General features: G+C 29.5%; 16 protein-coding genes and 2 tRNA genes. 4 read left to right on the top strand and 14 right to left on the bottom strand.

Going from position 1 to position 15,169, the window contains the following annotated elements:
* Nucleotides 1-28 precede the first annotated feature (28 nt).
* Together CAMP18498_RS00425 and CAMP18498_RS00420 are read right to left on the bottom strand one after the other, a co-directional pair.
* A complete protein-coding gene (locus CAMP18498_RS00425) occupies nucleotides 29-169 on the bottom strand; it encodes a hypothetical protein (protein WP_087685579.1) in 141 nt (46 codons plus the stop codon).
* Entirely contained in the window at nucleotides 169-1,611 is a 1,443-nt protein-coding gene (locus CAMP18498_RS00420) for an alanine/glycine:cation symporter family protein (protein ID WP_047208171.1), read from the bottom strand. The genes CAMP18498_RS00425 and CAMP18498_RS00420 overlap by 1 nt, the downstream gene beginning before the upstream one ends.
* 220 nt (nucleotides 1,612-1,831) lie before the next feature.
* Here CAMP18498_RS00420 and CAMP18498_RS00415 point away from each other — a divergent pair, with 220 nt between their 5' ends.
* Together CAMP18498_RS00415 and CAMP18498_RS00410 are read left to right on the top strand one after the other, a co-directional pair.
* Nucleotides 1,832-2,584, top strand: coding sequence for an amino acid ABC transporter permease (locus tag CAMP18498_RS00415; protein WP_337196707.1), 753 nt, complete (start codon nucleotides 1,832-1,834; stop codon nucleotides 2,582-2,584).
* Entirely contained in the window at nucleotides 2,577-3,305 is a 729-nt protein-coding gene (locus CAMP18498_RS00410; protein ID WP_039625796.1) for an amino acid ABC transporter ATP-binding protein, read from the top strand. The genes CAMP18498_RS00415 and CAMP18498_RS00410 overlap by 8 nt, the downstream gene beginning before the upstream one ends.
* Here CAMP18498_RS00410 and CAMP18498_RS00405 read toward each other — a convergent pair.
* From CAMP18498_RS00405 to CAMP18498_RS00390, 4 genes are all read right to left on the bottom strand, one after another.
* Nucleotides 3,302-3,769 (bottom strand): tRNA (cytidine(34)-2'-O)-methyltransferase, encoded by a 468-nt coding sequence (locus tag CAMP18498_RS00405; protein ID WP_214126177.1) that lies wholly within the window; start codon nucleotides 3,767-3,769, stop codon nucleotides 3,302-3,304. The genes CAMP18498_RS00410 and CAMP18498_RS00405 overlap by 4 nt on opposite strands.
* 13 nt (nucleotides 3,770-3,782) lie before the next feature.
* Nucleotides 3,783-3,859 (bottom strand) — tRNA-Arg (locus tag CAMP18498_RS00400).
* A gap of 42 nt (nucleotides 3,860-3,901) precedes the next feature.
* Nucleotides 3,902-4,918: a fla regulon two-component system sensor histidine kinase FlgS gene (locus tag CAMP18498_RS00395; protein WP_337196703.1), complete on the bottom strand. Its 1,017-nt coding sequence runs from the start codon at nucleotides 4,916-4,918 to the stop codon at nucleotides 3,902-3,904.
* Between the two features lies 1 nt (nucleotide 4,919).
* On the bottom strand, nucleotides 4,920-5,672 hold the full coding sequence (locus CAMP18498_RS00390; protein ID WP_337196701.1) for a DUF234 domain-containing protein: 753 nt from the start codon (nucleotides 5,670-5,672) through the stop codon (nucleotides 4,920-4,922).
* Nucleotides 5,673-5,828: 156 nt separating this feature from the next.
* On the opposite strand from CAMP18498_RS00390, the gene CAMP18498_RS00385 reads away from it, so the two are divergent.
* Nucleotides 5,829-7,094: an aminotransferase class V-fold PLP-dependent enzyme gene (locus CAMP18498_RS00385; RefSeq protein ID WP_337196700.1), complete on the top strand. Its 1,266-nt coding sequence runs from the start codon at nucleotides 5,829-5,831 to the stop codon at nucleotides 7,092-7,094.
* Here the strand turns inward: CAMP18498_RS00385 and CAMP18498_RS00380 are convergent, their stop codons facing one another.
* The 6 genes from CAMP18498_RS00380 to CAMP18498_RS00355 all read right to left on the bottom strand — a co-directional run bounded on the left by CAMP18498_RS00380 (nucleotide 7,095) and on the right by CAMP18498_RS00355 (nucleotide 12,522).
* A complete protein-coding gene (locus tag CAMP18498_RS00380) occupies nucleotides 7,095-7,853 on the bottom strand; it encodes a basic amino acid ABC transporter substrate-binding protein (RefSeq protein ID WP_337196698.1) in 759 nt (252 codons plus the stop codon).
* Nucleotides 7,854-8,043: 190 nt separating this feature from the next.
* Nucleotides 8,044-9,207, bottom strand: a complete 1,164-nt coding sequence (gene ftsW / locus CAMP18498_RS00375) for a putative lipid II flippase FtsW (RefSeq protein WP_337196695.1) — start codon at nucleotides 9,205-9,207, stop codon at nucleotides 8,044-8,046.
* Nucleotides 9,208-9,278: 71 nt separating this feature from the next.
* Complete coding sequence (locus CAMP18498_RS00370) at nucleotides 9,279-10,085, bottom strand: adenylosuccinate lyase (RefSeq protein ID WP_039617961.1); 807 nt, start codon at nucleotides 10,083-10,085, stop codon at nucleotides 9,279-9,281.
* A gap of 18 nt (nucleotides 10,086-10,103) precedes the next feature.
* Nucleotides 10,104-10,823, bottom strand: coding sequence for an arginyltransferase (locus CAMP18498_RS00365; protein ID WP_263724010.1), 720 nt, complete (start codon nucleotides 10,821-10,823; stop codon nucleotides 10,104-10,106).
* Entirely contained in the window at nucleotides 10,823-11,083 is a 261-nt protein-coding gene (locus CAMP18498_RS00360) for a hypothetical protein (protein WP_337196693.1), read from the bottom strand. Before CAMP18498_RS00360 ends, CAMP18498_RS00365 begins: the two co-directional genes overlap by 1 nt.
* Complete coding sequence (locus CAMP18498_RS00355) at nucleotides 11,080-12,522, bottom strand: acetyl-CoA carboxylase subunit A (protein ID WP_337196691.1); 1,443 nt, start codon at nucleotides 12,520-12,522, stop codon at nucleotides 11,080-11,082. Before CAMP18498_RS00355 ends, CAMP18498_RS00360 begins: the two co-directional genes overlap by 4 nt.
* Before the next feature lie 120 nt (nucleotides 12,523-12,642).
* Between CAMP18498_RS00355 and CAMP18498_RS00350 the strand changes: the two genes are divergently transcribed.
* Nucleotides 12,643-12,719, top strand: a tRNA-Arg gene (locus tag CAMP18498_RS00350).
* A gap of 6 nt (nucleotides 12,720-12,725) precedes the next feature.
* On the opposite strand, the gene tgt is transcribed toward CAMP18498_RS00350, so the two are convergent.
* Together tgt and CAMP18498_RS00340 are read right to left on the bottom strand one after the other, a co-directional pair.
* Nucleotides 12,726-13,844, bottom strand: coding sequence for a tRNA guanosine(34) transglycosylase Tgt (gene tgt, locus CAMP18498_RS00345; RefSeq protein WP_337196689.1), 1,119 nt, complete (start codon nucleotides 13,842-13,844; stop codon nucleotides 12,726-12,728).
* Nucleotides 13,845-13,934: 90 nt separating this feature from the next.
* Nucleotides 13,935-15,101 (bottom strand): pyridoxal phosphate-dependent aminotransferase, encoded by a 1,167-nt coding sequence (locus CAMP18498_RS00340; RefSeq protein WP_337196687.1) that lies wholly within the window; start codon nucleotides 15,099-15,101, stop codon nucleotides 13,935-13,937.
* Nucleotides 15,102-15,169 lie beyond the last annotated feature (68 nt).

Below are 15,169 nucleotides of genomic sequence, written 5' to 3'. Positions count from 1 at the left end.
ACTCTTTTTTAAAAATTTTTAGTGTATTTTACCTATTTTTTTTAAAATCTTTCTTTGTTTTTAATTTTTCTTCTCTTTGTTTAGCTTTTTCTTGCATTTGGCGGTTAAAGCCAAACACAAGAAAAACCATAAAAGCTACAAACAAAGCGATAATAATATAATCTATCATTAGTCCCAACACTCTGCGTTTTTAATACCAAGTTTTGAAGCGCTAAATACCGGATCTCTACCTTGTCTTTTTTGTTCGCTAAAGTCTTTTAATACCTTTTTTACTATACCACCAAGTAATAAAATAGAAATGATATTAATCGTAGCCATAAACGCCATGGTAGTATCAGCCAAATCCCATGCGAATTTTAAATCCATATTTGCACCAATAAAAATCATAAGCACAGCGCTTGCTTTAAAAAGATTAATAATAATAGGATTTTGAGTGAGGTATTTAATATTTGCTTGAGCATAATAATAATTTCCTATCAAAGAAGTAATAGCAAATAAAACTATACTAACAGTAGTAAAATGCACACCTAAATTTCCATAATATTCTTTCATGGATTCTTGCACCAAAGGCAGTGCTGTTAAAATAGGCTTACCATCTACGCCGATATTATTTGCATAAGCAAGTGAAAATAACACTAAAAATCCTGAACTTGTACAAATAATCACATCAATTAATACAGAAAATGCCTGAATAACCCCTTGTTTTGCAGGATGAGTTGTAAGAGCTGAAGCTGCTGCATTTGGTGCTGAACCCATACCCGCTTCATTAGAAAACAATCCTCTTTTTATACCTATAACCAAAGCAGAACCTGCAAATCCGCCAAAAATAGCTTCAAAATCAAAAGCACTTTTAAAAATCATAGAAAACACTTCAGGAATTTTATCAAAATTCATAAACATTGCTATGATAGATAAACCCACATAAATCATCGCCATAATAGGAACGATAACCGAACTTACTTTACCTATTTTAGTATGATCACCAAAAAACATATAAGCAGCAAAAACAGCTAAAATTGCTCCTATTACAATAGGCCACCAACTTTGAGCAAAACTCACTTCGCTAGCATCAACCATGCCTTTATAGTAAAACTCAAACGCTGAAGTCATAGTTTGGCTTTGAAGACCATTAAATCCATAAGCGTAAGTAATGATCAAAATCACCGCAAATATAGCTCCAAGCCATTTTAAATTTAAGGCTTTACTAATATAATAAGCAGGACCACCTTTAAAACTTTTACCATCACGGCTTTTATAAACTTGCGCTAGAGTGCTTTCTGCAAAAGCTGAGGCACCACCAAAAAACGCCATAGCCCACATCCAAAACAAAGCACCTGGCCCACCCAAAACAACAGCTACTGCAATACCTGCGATATTTCCTATACCAACTCTTGAAGCTGTTGAAATCATCAAAGCTTGAAAAGGAGTAATATGGTGTTTTTCATGCTTTTCTTGCTTTTCTGTTAAGATATCAAACACATAAGGAAGCATTCGAAATTGCACAAAACCGGTCAAATAACTATAATAAAACCCTGTGACAATAAGTAAAATCACTAAAATAGAATAATACTGATTATTCACAAAGGCAACAAATTGGGATATCAAATCCATATTTATCTCCTTTTTTATAATTTCTGAGCATAAATTTATCATAAAAAAATGAATTTGTCATAAAAAAATATAATTTTAGGTTAAATTTATTTTATTTTTTAAAGATATGTGAAAATTTAACTCAAAATACTAGTAATAAAATCACATAAGACACCTTTAAGTAAAAAGAAAACTTAATTTTTATACACTTAGATTTTTAAAATTTTACAAGGTGTGTAAGTTGAAACAAAATACGATGAAAATTTTTGTATTTTTTGCCATTATTGTTTTTTGGGCTTATTTTTCATTTCCTATTGAAATTTTACAAGTTAAAGATCAAAATGGTTTAGCCACAGGTGAATATGCTTATACTATAGAAGCTAAAGCTTATGTTCATAGTTATTTCACAACACTTGGCTTAACAGTGGGTGGAATTTTAATAGGCATTGTGCTTGGTTTTTTCCTAGCATTTTTAAGATTTTTAGAAATCCAAAGTTTAAATTTTATTATAGATGAATACATCGATATCATACGCGGAACCCCACTACTTTTACAACTTTTAATTTTTTCAGTAGTGATTTTTGCTACTTGGAGTGATAATTTTTATGTAGCTATTATCGCGCTTGGGCTTAATAGCTCTGCTTATGTAGCCGAAATCGTAAGAAGTGGAATTCAAAGTGTAGATAAAGGACAAATGGAAGCAGCAAGAGCAATGGGGCTTAATTATTCTGCTTCTATGAGACTAATCATCTTCCCACAAGCGATTAAAAATATCTTACCTTCTTTAATGAATGAATTTATTTCTTTATTTAAAGAAACTTCAATAGTAGGTTATATTAGTGTTATGGATATTACCATGCAAAGTAAAAGCTTACAAGCAATTTATTACAACCCTAAACCTATTATTTTTACAGGACTTATGTATTATGTAAGTGTTAAAATTTTAACACTCATTGCAAGATTTATAGAAGTGAGATTAAATAAGCATGATTAAAATAGAAAATTTGATTAAAAAATATGGAGATTTAGAAGTTTTAAAAGACATTAGTGTTGAAGTGCATAAAGGCGATATTATTGCTATTATAGGGCCTAGTGGGGGCGGAAAAAGTACTTTTTTACGCTGTTTAAATAAACTTGAAACACCGGATAGTGGTAATATTTATATCAATAATATCAATATACTTGATAAAAAAACAGATATCAATAAAATTCGACAAAAAGTAAGCATGGTGTTTCAACATTTTAATCTTTTTAATAATAAAAATGTTTTAGAAAATTTATGCTTAGCGCCAGTACAAACTAAAATCATGAGCAAAGATGAAGCAGTAAAAAAAGCACGAGAGTTACTCAAAAAAGTTGGCTTAAGTGATAAAGAAAGCTATTTTCCTCACAAGCTTTCAGGTGGACAAAAACAGCGTATTGCCATAGCAAGATCATTAATGATGAATCCTGATGTGATTTTATTTGATGAGCCAACTTCAGCTTTAGATCCTGAGATGATAGGTGAGGTTTTAAACATTATGAAAGAGGTAGCTAAAGAAGGTCTAACCATGCTTGTAGTTACGCATGAAATGGGCTTTGCAAGAAATGTAGCTAATCGAATTTTCTTTATGGATAAAGGCATTATAGCAGTAGATGAATGTCCTAAAATAGCCTTTGAAAACCCAAAAAATGAAAGACTGAAAGAATTTTTAAATCAAGTTTTAAATCATTAAAATTTTTCAAAAGAGGCAAAATTTTGCCTCAAAGCTTCATAACTCACTATGCCTACGCTTGTAGCTAAATTTAAACTTCTACCACAATCTTTCATTGGTATAGTAATAGCATTTTCCCATTTTTTTTGCATTAAATCCATAGGCAAACCAAAACTCTCGCTTCCAAAAAACAAAAAATCACCTTTTTGATAATTTACATCAAAGTAAGTTTGAGTGGTTTTAGTTGTTGCAAAGAAAAATCTATCTTGAAATTTTTCATATTTTTTTAAAAAATCTTCTAAATTATTCCATAACAAAGGATTTAACTTTTTCCAATAATCAAGCCCTGCTCTTTTAACCGCCTTTTCATCAATACTAAAAAGTGGGTTGATAATATGTAAAGTAAATCCTGCATTAAAGCACATTCTACCTATACTTCCTGTATTTTGCGGTATACGAGGCTCAACTAAGACTATATGAAACATCTTTTTCCTTAAATGGTGTCCCCAGCAAGGTTTGAACTTGCGGCCTCAGAATTAGGAATTCTGCGCTCTATCCAGCTGAGCTATGAGGACAAATATTTTTATTATTTTAAGAAAAAATTTATTTTATAGAGCTTAAATTTTAAGCTCTATAAAAAAACATTTTGGATTTTCATCAAAACCTAAAACTCCATTATGCACATCAATAATTTGTTTTGACAAAGAAAGTCCTAGACCATTGCCTTTTAATTTAGTTGTTTTAAAAGCTTCAAAAACCATTTTTTTATCTTTGATACTTACTCCATTATCATAAACCTTGATAAAAACCCTATCTTCTTTTTGCTCACATTTAACTTTTATACAACCATCATCATTTTCGCTTTCTTCAATAGCATCTATGGCATTATAAAGCAAATTTTGCAAAACTAAAGCAAGCAAAGATTTATCTGCATTGATTTTTAAATCCAAAAAATCAAATTTAAAATCAATATTAGCTAGATAATTATAAGCTCCAATAGCTTGTTCGCATTCATCTTGTAATTCTTTTATATTAAACTCATTTAAATTAACATGCACCCCTTTTGTAAAAAGCAAAGTAGAATTTACAATACGCTCTACTCTTGAAATTGCTTTTTGAATTTCTAAAACTATATGCTTATTTTTTAACTCACTTCTTTCAAACAAAGTAGAGCTTAATAAAGAAATAGAGCCGATAGGATTGCGTATTTCATGTGCTAGGTGTGCAGCAACCGTTCCCATACTAGCCAATCTTTCATTTCTTTTTTCATCACTAATATCTGTTGCATTCACTATAAGTTTATCAGTATGAGAGGTGATTTTAATTAAATAAAATTTATGATCAAACTCAAGCTCATAATGTGTTTTATCAAGATCAATACATTCTAAAAGCTTTGGCTTTTGTGTAGCTAAATTATTTTGCAAAATGATATTTTTATTTGCGTCTAAAATCCACAAAGCCATAGGTAAAACCTCTATAATCTCACTTACCATTTGTCTTAATGCAGTGTAGTTTTCATTAAGTTGCTTATATTCATTTTCTATAACATAGGTTTGTTCTATTAATGCTTTTAAACCTTGTTGCAAGTTTTCTTTTTCACTAGAATCTAAACTTTTTAAAATATTTTCATCCATATTAATCCTTAATCAAAAAATCAAAATCATCTAAAGTATATAAAAGCAAAATAGGTTCTTTATTTAATACAAGCTCTTTGCTAAAACCTTGCTTTGAAAAAAGCACATACAAATTTGGTTGAATTTGCAACTGCTTTGCCTTATTTTTTAAGGTATTTAAAATATTTTTACATATTTTTCTTTCTTTAAATTTAACCTCACCTAAAACACAAAAATTATTTTCGTGATAATACAAATCTACCTCATGGTAATAATTCCAAAAACTATACACCTGTTCTACTTTAAGCTTTTTAGCTAAAAATTCTTTACATAAAAGTTCAAAAGTAAAACTTTGATATTTTTCTAAATTTTCTTGGATTATTTCTATTAATTCATTGTATTTTTTCATCGTAATTAAGTTTAAGTTAGGATATATAAAATAAAAGAAAAATCTTAATCCTTGGTTTTTAAAAACAACCTTATCTTGAATACTATAAGAGCGTAATTCTTTTTTAATTTTTTGTCTTTTATTTTTTATAATAGGTTTTTCTTGACTTTTTTCTAAAATCAAAATATTTCTTTCTAAAAGCTTATTAATAAGTCCTAATGCTTGAAAATGCGGAATGGATTTATTGATAGAATAGCGTTTTCTATCATTTTTACTTAAAACGCTCAAAGCTTTTAAAGCATTCTCATCTAAATTTAAATCAGCTAAAATATCAAAGGCTTTCAAAATAAAAACATTTAAGATATTTTCATATAAACTTAATTTCAAATCAAATTCAAATTCATCAAAAATACTATAAAAATCAAAAATACTTTTAAGCTCTAAAGAATCACAATGCTTTGAAAATTCACTAAATTTTATAGCTATATCCTTAATTTTAAATATTTTGTATGTTATAATTTTAACAAATTTTTGGGGGAATTTTTGAATATTGAAACATTAAAAAAAGATATTATTTTAAAAAAAGGAATATATTATTTTGATTTTACAGCTAGTGCTTTAGCATTAAAAAGCATAGAAAAGGAAATTAAAAAAATTCTTATTACCTATGCAAATACACATTCAGATAGCTCTTTAAATTCTTTCATCACACAGCAACATTATGAAAATGCAAGAATAAATTTAAAAAAATACCTTGATTTAGATGATAGCTTTGCCCTTATAGCTTGCGGGAGCGGATCTTCAGCTGCTATTAAAAAATTTCAAGAACTTTTAGGTCTGTACATACCCCCGCTTATTAAAGAAAAATATTTTAAAAATACAGATAAAAACACCTTGCCTTTGATTATAGTAGGACCTTATGAACACCATTCTAACGAACTTTCATTCAGAGAGGCTTTGTGTGAATGTGTTCGCATACCCTTAGATAAAAAAGGCGAGTTAGATTATGCTTTTTTAGAAAAATTATTAAAAAAATCTAAAAATAGACAAATTATAGCAAGCTTTAACGCAGCTTCAAATGTCACAGGAATTTTAAGTGATTATAAAAAAATCTATACTCTAATCAAACAATATAATGGCATAGTTGCTTTTGATATTTCCACCTTAGCTCCTTATGCTAATTTAGATCCTAAATTTTATGATGCAGTGTTTATTAGCTCTCATAAGCTACTTGGAGGTGTAGGATCTTGTGGTTTGCTTGCTATTAAAAAAAGTCTATGTGGTAATACTCCTAGCTTTGCTGCAGGTGGAACTGTAGGCTATGTTTCAAGAACCTCTCAGCAATACTTATGCGAAGTTGAAAATTTAGAAGAAGGTGGTACACCTGGAATTATTCAACTAATTAGAGCAAGTTTAGCTTTTAAAGTACGCAATGAAATAGGTTTAAAAAATATAGAAAAAAAAGAAAAAGAGCTTTGTGAGTATTTTTTTAAACAATGTGCAAATTTTCCAAAAATGATCTTATATGCAAAAAATATCACTCATAGATTACCTATTTTTGCTTTTAATATAGAAGGAATTTCTCCTTTTGATTTAGCTTATAAATTAAGCAAAACTTATAAGATAGAAACAAGAGCAGGTTGTGCTTGTGCGGGACCTTATGGGCATGATTTACTCAATCTAAAAGATAATCAAGAATTAAAATCTAAACCAGGCTGGCTAAGGGTAGGTTTTCATTATACGCATACAAAAGAAGATATAGAGTATTTTTTTAAAGCCTTGAAAGCAAGTATCAAGGCTTTAAGTTAATTATTGTAAATCGTATTTTTCTACGATTTTTTGGTAAGTACCATCAGCTTTAACTTTTTCTAAACCTGCATTGATTTTTTGAACAAGTTCGCTTTGCTTTCCTTTATCAAAAGCTACACAAAAACCTGAACTTCCATCATTTTCTTCTAAAAATGCTTCTAATTCTTCATTAGTTTTTAAATAACCTTTACCAATATCTTTATCTGTTAAAACCACATCTATTTTACCAGCTTTTAAAGCTAAAATCGCGGCTAACATTTCCTCGCTAGCTACCACTTGAGCATTTGGAATAGCCTTAGCAGCACTTTCTTGAATAGTTCCAAGTTGAACACCTATTTTTTTACCTTCTAAACTTTGCTTATCACTAATACTAGAATCTGTTTTTAATTTTAAATATAAATTTTTAGTATTAAAATAAGTATCACTAAAATCCATACTTGTTAATCTTTGTGGTGTTGAGCTCATAGCAGAAGCTATCATATCAATCTTTCCAGCTTTTAAAGCAGGGATTAAACCATCAAAACTCATGTTTACCCATTCAAGTTTTAAATTTTCTCTTTTTGCTATCTCTTCTAACAAATCAACATCAAAGCCGGTAATTTTTGCATCTTTAATAAAATCAAAAGGAGGGTAATTTGCTGCTATACCTACTTTATAAACCTTTTCACCAGAAGCACTAGCTTGATTTTTATCGCTTGAGCAAGCACCTAAAGCTAATATACCAAATAACGCTAAAACAACATATAATATTTTTTTCATTTTTTTCCTTTGTTAAAATTAAAATAAAATTGATAAATGATTATAATGTGTTTAAACGCCTGTATTTCTTCATATCCGCCTCCTTTATAATAAATGTGAGCATAATTATAGCAGAAAAAAGTTTTTTGTAAAGAGTTGTTATAAAATATTTTTTATTTAAGTTAATTTTTATATATTTTAATTAATGTATTTAAATTTTTACTTTCTTACTAATCATTAAAACATAACCTATTCCAAGACAAATAGACCACATCGAACTACCACCATAACTTAAAAGTGGTACAGCAACTCCTTTTAACGGGGTTAAAGAAATAATCCCAAAGGCATTCATAAAAAATGAAAACAACAAAAGCAAAGCTACGCCTGAGCAAAACAAAAAATGAACCTTATTTTCACAACGCCCTGCTATTCTAAAAATTCGAAGTATTACCATCAAATAAATAAAACATATAATGCTTAATCCCAATAGTCCTATTTCTTCAGTAATCCCTGATAACACAAAATCCGTATGAACCTCACTTAAAAAACCTAGTTTAAAAGTTCCAAGTCCTAAACCCTCTCCAAAAAATCCACCATGAGCTATAGCATTTAAACTATGTGAAATTTGATAAGGTTCTGAATTATGGCTTACTCTTAAAGCGCTTGCTAGCCAATCGGGAAAGAAAGGCAAAAATGCATCTTGGATATTTCCCCACCAAGCAGAAATACGCTGAATTCTTCTTTGATTACTTAAAATCACTAAAACCCCAATCATTCCAACAATAACCACACCAAAAGCAAAAAGCCTTTTGCTAGCTCCTGCAAAAAAAGCTAAAGCAAAAACCAAGAAAAAAGAAATAACACTTTGCCCTAAATCATTTTGTGTCATATAAATATAACCAATAACAAAAGCAGCTAAAATAAAATAAGGAATTAAGATTAAAACTTCATGCTTGATTGCTTTTTTACTATCATCAATCCTTCTTGTATAAGACCAAGCAAGGAAATAAATCAAACCTATTTTAAAAAATTCAACCGGAGAGATAGATAAAGGGCCGAGCCTAATCCACCTTTTAGCACCACCTGCTGCAGTAGCAAGAAAGGTGGGCAAAAAAGGTAAAATAAGTATAAATAAAAAAGAGATGAGTAAAACGCTTATCATTAAATAATGCGCCATTTTACTATCAGGATTTAATCTTGAAACAAAATAAATAATAGCTATACCACTAAACCCAAAAAAAAGCTGTCTGATAAAAAAGTGAAATTCATTATACTCTAAATAAAGCACAGTAAAAGCACTTAAAGAATATGAAAAAAGTATTCCTATGGTTATGAGAATACAACTTAAAAAAAATAACTTTCTATCAGCAACCAATATTATTCCCTAAATTTTTATAAAAAAGTTAATTTTAATAAATTGCAACTTAAAATGATGTTATTTTAGCATCAAGTATTATTTTTATATAAAGATTTTAAACTCTCATAAGCAAGCTGAATTTTCTCAAATTCTTCACGACAATAAGCTTGCTCGATCTTACTTTTACCTTGATGGCGATCAGGATGATAAATTTTAACTAAATTAAGATAATTTTGTCTAATAGTAGCAAAATCATCACTAGAATTACACCCTAGTGTTTGAAAATAATTTTCAAAAAGCTTTGCTAGTGCGTTAAATTTCCAATTAGTACTAGCTTTGTTTTTCATTTTATTTCTAAATTCTAAAAGCTGAGTTTCGTTAATCGTAAAATCAACACAATATTTTAAATGCTCATTCACACTTGCTAAAATTTCTAAAAGATTTAAAGTATTATCATCTTTGTATTCTACTGAAAAAATACAATTTTTTTCATCATACACGCTTTTATGATCTTTAAAATACTGCTCTAAATATACAGCAAATAATTTTTCATTCGAACTTAGTGTGATTAAAATATTCTTTTGTGCAAAGCCTATTTTAGCAAAGATTACGGGTTTTAAAGTATTTGCTTGAGCAAGGTTCAACTTAAAGGTTTTATAATGTGCAAAAGCGAGATTATCGATTTGATTTCCGGTATTTTTTTTATACTTGTGATTAACAAGTTTTAAAAAATATCTTCTTTGAGGAATTTCATTTTCTACAAAAAAAGATAAGGTTTTATTTTTATTACCTATAACTTTAGAAAAATTTTTACGGATAAGATCTTGAAAATATTTAAACATTAAAAAATCATCAGTATTAACACTAACTGATTCTAAAGTTTGCACTACTTGCATAAAATCCTCTCTATAAAACTAACTCCACAAAAATGCCTGCTCATTTAAAGCACTAGTGTGTTTTAAAATTTCATTTGGACTATAATCGGCTTTATACGATAAAGATTGACACCCTTTTACAAAATATCCCAAATAAATGTATTTTAATTTTTTTAATTGTGCAAGCTTGATTTCTGTTAAAAGTGAGTATTTACCAAGACTTAGATGAGAAAAATCAGGATCATAAAAACAATAAATACTAGAAATTCCATCTTCTAAAATATCAATCAAATCAACACAAACCAACTTATTATCGATATAAAAATCAAGCTCGTATCCAAAAGTACCTGCATTATCTACATAAAGATTATAATATTTTCTAAAATTTAAATCATAAATTTTCCAATTTCTTTTATCTTTTTGATAATGGTGGTATTTTTCGTAAAGCAATAAATGCTCATCGCTTAAAGAAGGTTTTTGTAAGATTATTTTAGTGGCTGTATTTTTTTTTAAAACCCTACGATAACTTTTACTAAAATGGAAATTTTCCACCAAAATACGCAAATTTTGACATTCATTGCAATCATTACATATTGGTCTTGAAAAATACGAGCCAAAGCGACGCCAACCTCTTGAAACTAATTCTTGATTTTGTGCTTTATTAATAAAAGATACATAATTATACTCATTTCTACAATATCTATTTTCAAGATAAGGACATTCTTCCTCTAAAGTACAAAAACCAATAATATTATTCATTAGATCTTTTTTATATCGCTATTTTTTACAAATTCCATAAATTCATTAGCTAAACGCTCTTCTTTTAAAAACATATCTTCAAATTCTTGTTCTTGTTTTTTATCTTCCTTTTGCTTAGCTAAGTCTTTTTGTATAGTATCTAAATCAGCATTTTTCATACTCACTCCACTTTTACTCGCTTTAACTTTTTCTTTTTTTGTTTGACCTTGTTCTTTTTGGAGTGCTTTTTTTATATCTTTTAATTCATCTAAAAAACTCATGATTGCCTACTTTCTTTTATCTTTTGTAAGGCTGCAGCTATAGCAGCAATTACTTCTTCTTTATTTTCTTGGTATCTATCTTCTGTTTTTTCCAAAAGCTCTTCCATATGTGTTTCTATAAAAGAAGTATCAAAATACCCTCTTCTAAATTCTCTTATTTTGGTAATTGCAATCAAAAATGGCACAGTTGTTCTAATATCATCAATCACAAATTCTTTCAAAGCTCTCTCAAGTCTATTAACCGCACTATCATAACTTGAACCTTTAACAATTAATTTTGCAAGCAAAGAATCATAATAAGGTGGCACAGTATAGTCTTTATATAAATGACTATCCACTCTTACAGACGGTCCTAAAGCTGGAAAATATTCTGTGATTTTACCCGGACTTGGAATGAAATTTTTCCATACATTTTCTGCTGTAATCCTAGCTTCTATCGCAAAGCCTCTTGGTTTTATATCGCTTTGCTCAAGATCTAAAATTTCCCCATTTGCTATACGAATTTGTCTTGTGATAAGATCAATTCCTGTGATTTCTTCTGTGATTGGGTGTTCTACTTGAATTCTTGTATTCATTTCCATAAAATAAAATCTATTATAATCATCAAGTAAAAACTCAACCGTCCCAACATTCGTATAACCTACAGCTTTCGCAGCAGCTACTGCGGTAACCCCTATGGTTTTTCTTAATTTTTCTGAGATACTTGGACAAGGTGCAATTTCAATGATTTTTTGGTGTCTTCTTTGTATTGAGCAATCTCTTTCACAAAGATGAATGATATTACCATAATTATCTGCTAAAATTTGAAACTCAATATGCCTTGGATTAATAACATATTTTTCCATAAAAACTTCATCATTTTTAAAAAAGCTTAATGCTTCTCTTTTACAAGCTTCAAAAGATTTTTCTAAATCTTCTTCTTTATGCACTACGCGTATACCCCTACCGCCACCGCCACCGCTGGCCTTTAAAATCACCGGATAACCTATTTTTAAAGCTTGAAGTTTGATTTCTTCTAATGTGCAATGATTTAATTTTTCAGTACCTGGAACCACAGGAATTCCATTTTTTTTCATTAGATATCTTGCTATATTTTTATTTCCCATTTTACGAATAACATCTGATTTTGGCCCTATAAAGATAATCCCTGCTTCTTCACATTCTTTAGCAAATTCATAATTTTCACTTAAAAAGCCATATCCAGGATGTATAGCATCAGCACCGCAAGCTTTAGCAATTTCAACTATTCTTTTGCCATCTAAATACCCTCTTATTGCATCAGTTCCTATTCTATACGCCTCATCAGCAACTTTTACATGCAAGCACTCATGATCAGGTTCAGTATAAACAGCAACGCTTTTTATATGCAAATCCCTACAAGCACGGATTACCCTTACTGCAATCTCACCTCTATTGGCTATTAAAATCTTATGTATCATTACTTTGCCTTAAGCTAAAATATTATTCAAAGAAGATTAGCATAAAAATATAAAAATTCTATAAAATTACTTGTTTTTGCTAATTTTAAGAATTTTTTGATAAAATGACCCTTTTATTTTGCGCCCATAGCTCAGCTGGATAGAGCATTTGATTGCGGTTCAAAAGGTCAGAGGTTCGAATCCTCTTGGGCGTACCACTTTATTTACATTCTTTGTCTATAAAATTCTTTTCTAAAATTTTCAAATTCATCTTTGATAATAGCTTCACGCATTTGTTTTACTAAATCTAAATAATAATGTAAATTATGAATACTTGCGAGTCTAAAAAAGGTTAATTCTTTAGCTTTAAACAAATGATTTAAATAAGCCCTTGAAAAGTTTTTACATGTATAACAAGAACATTTGTTATCTATAGGGGCATGATCAGTGATAAATTCTGCTTTTTTGATATTAAATTTTCCAAAGCTAGTAAACAAAGTTCCATTTCTTGCATTTCTTGTTGGCATCACACAATCAAACATATCAACACCTCTTGCTACATTTTCTACTAAATCTTCAGGTGTGCCAACTCCCATTAAATATCTAGGACGATTGTTATCTACATAAGGCATCATAGCCTCAACTGTATCATACATAGCCTCATTTTCTTCTCCTACACTTAATCCACCTATAGCCAAACCATCAAAGTCCATCTCACAAAGTGCTTGAGAACAAATTTTTCTAGCTTCAAAATCCGTTCCACCTTGGATAATACCAAAGATATTTTGCCCTATTCCCACACCTTGGCTTTGCTTTAATTTATGATAATCAATAGCTTCTTTTGCCCATTTTATAGTGCGTTTTAAAGAAAGTTCTATTCTTTCTTTGCTTGCAGGCAAAGCCACTAAATCATCTAAAATCATCATAATGTCTGAATTAAAATCATACTGTGCATCTAAAACACTTTGCGGGGTAAAATAATGCAAACTTCCATCAATATGACTTTTAAATTGAATTCCTTTTTCATCAGGTTTGGAATTTTTACTTAAAGAAAAAGCTTGAAAACCCCCACTATCTGTTAAAAAAGAACCATTAAATTTACTAAAACCATGCAAGCCACCCATTTGTTTAATTACCTTAGATCCTGGTCTTAAATACAAATGATAAGTATTTGCTAAAATAATTTTTGCATTTAAAATTTCACTCATATCAACAGCATCTAAGCTTTTAATCGCAGCTAAAGTCCCAACTGGCATAAAAATGGGAGTTAAAATTTCACTATGTGTAGTTTTTATACGACAAGCTCTAGCATTTGCACTTTTATATTGAACTTCAAATTCCATTGATTTTCCTATATTTTTTGCATAATCATACCAAAGACTTGCTTATAAGTTTTTTTTGAAAGAAAGCCTGTTTTTAACAGGCTTAAGAAATTAGTAGTTTTTTACAAATTCAACGATCTTTTCACAACCTTCAATAATATCTTTTTCATTAGTTGCATAAGAAAGTCTAAAATACCCTTCCATACCAAAACCTATGCCCGGTACTAAAGCTACTTTTTGTTCTTCTAATAATCTTTTACAAAATCTCATAGAATCACTATCAACTTCTTTACAAGAGATAAATAAATAAAAAGCTCCTTGTGGAATTTGTTCTAATTTTAACTTATCACTTTTAGATAAAATTTCACACGCTAATTCTCTACGCTTTAAAAAGGCTTGTCTCATCATTTCAATATCACCATCTGCTTTTCCAAGCAAGGCTGGTAAAGCTGCGTGTTGGATGATTGAACAAATATTTGAAGTGCTTTGTCCTTGTAATTTTTTAACAGCATTATTAAACTCACTCATTTTGCTTGCCATATAACCAAAACGCCATCCTGGCATAGCACCGCATTTACTAAGACCATTAATACTTACAGTTCTATTTAAAGCATCTTCGCTCACTTGCGCAAAAGCACAAAATTCTCCATAATAAACTAATTTTTCATAAATCTCATCACTTAAAACTACGATTTTAGTTCCCTCTAAAACCTTAGCTAAAGCAGTAATTTCTTCTTTAGAATATATAGCACCCGTAGGATTTGATGGGGAATTAAACATTAAAACTTTAGTTTTTGGAGTAATAGCTTGTTTTAATTGCTCAGGAGTAATTTTAAAGCCATTTTTTGCTTCACCTTCTATGAATACAGGAGTTCCACCTGCAAATTTTACCATTTCAGGGTAGCTCACCCAATAAGGACTTGGTATGATAACCTCATCACCTTCTTCAACCAAACACTCAATCGCCATAAATAAAGAATGCTTAGCACCAACATTGGTAATGATTTCGCTTGCTTTATATTCTAAATTATTATCATTTTTAAATTTATATTGTATAGCTTCTATAACTTCTTTTATGCCAACAACTGGCGTATAAGCCCCACAACCTTTTTCAATAGCTTCAATTGCTGATTTTTTAATGATTTCTGGAGTATCAAAATCAGGTTCACCTGCTGAAAAACTAATAACTTTTTCACCATTTGCTTTTAAAGTTTTGGCTATATCAGTCATTACTAAAGTTAAGGATTCTCCTAAATTTTGAGATCTTTGGCTTAGCATTTTTTATCCTTTATTTTTTGCTTTGATTTTTATTTGTGTTAATTGTTACAACTTGGAGCTTAAAAAAA

This window comes from Campylobacter sp. W0066.2 (assembly GCF_024723515.1).
GTDB lineage: Bacteria > Campylobacterota > Campylobacteria > Campylobacterales > Campylobacteraceae > Campylobacter_D.
This window is presented reverse-complemented; position numbering and strand designations above follow the sequence as displayed.

What these genes read in the sequence shown, in the direction of transcription:
- CAMP18498_RS00340 (WP_337196687.1), bottom strand. Translation starts at nt 15,101, where the DNA reads ATGCTAAGCCAAAGATCTCAAAATTTAGGAGAATCCTTAACTTTAGTA.
- CAMP18498_RS00395 (WP_337196703.1), bottom strand. Translation starts at nt 4,918, where the DNA reads ATGGATGAAAATATTTTAAAAAGTTTAGATTCTAGTGAAAAAGAAAAC.
- CAMP18498_RS00360 (WP_337196693.1), bottom strand. Translation starts at nt 11,083, where the DNA reads ATGAGTTTTTTAGATGAATTAAAAGATATAAAAAAAGCACTCCAAAAA.
- CAMP18498_RS00370 (WP_039617961.1), bottom strand. Translation starts at nt 10,085, where the DNA reads ATGCAAGTAGTGCAAACTTTAGAATCAGTTAGTGTTAATACTGATGAT.
- tgt (WP_337196689.1), bottom strand. Translation starts at nt 13,844, where the DNA reads ATGGAATTTGAAGTTCAATATAAAAGTGCAAATGCTAGAGCTTGTCGT.
- CAMP18498_RS00410 (WP_039625796.1), top strand. Translation starts at nt 2,577, where the DNA reads ATGATTAAAATAGAAAATTTGATTAAAAAATATGGAGATTTAGAAGTT.
- CAMP18498_RS00355 (WP_337196691.1), bottom strand. Translation starts at nt 12,522, where the DNA reads ATGATACATAAGATTTTAATAGCCAATAGAGGTGAGATTGCAGTAAGG.
- CAMP18498_RS00420 (WP_047208171.1), bottom strand. Translation starts at nt 1,611, where the DNA reads ATGGATTTGATATCCCAATTTGTTGCCTTTGTGAATAATCAGTATTAT.
- CAMP18498_RS00380 (WP_337196698.1), bottom strand. Translation starts at nt 7,853, where the DNA reads ATGAAAAAAATATTATATGTTGTTTTAGCGTTATTTGGTATATTAGCT.
- CAMP18498_RS00425 (WP_087685579.1), bottom strand. Translation starts at nt 169, where the DNA reads ATGATAGATTATATTATTATCGCTTTGTTTGTAGCTTTTATGGTTTTT.
- CAMP18498_RS00405 (WP_214126177.1), bottom strand. Translation starts at nt 3,769, where the DNA reads ATGTTTCATATAGTCTTAGTTGAGCCTCGTATACCGCAAAATACAGGA.
- CAMP18498_RS00365 (WP_263724010.1), bottom strand. Translation starts at nt 10,823, where the DNA reads ATGAATAATATTATTGGTTTTTGTACTTTAGAGGAAGAATGTCCTTAT.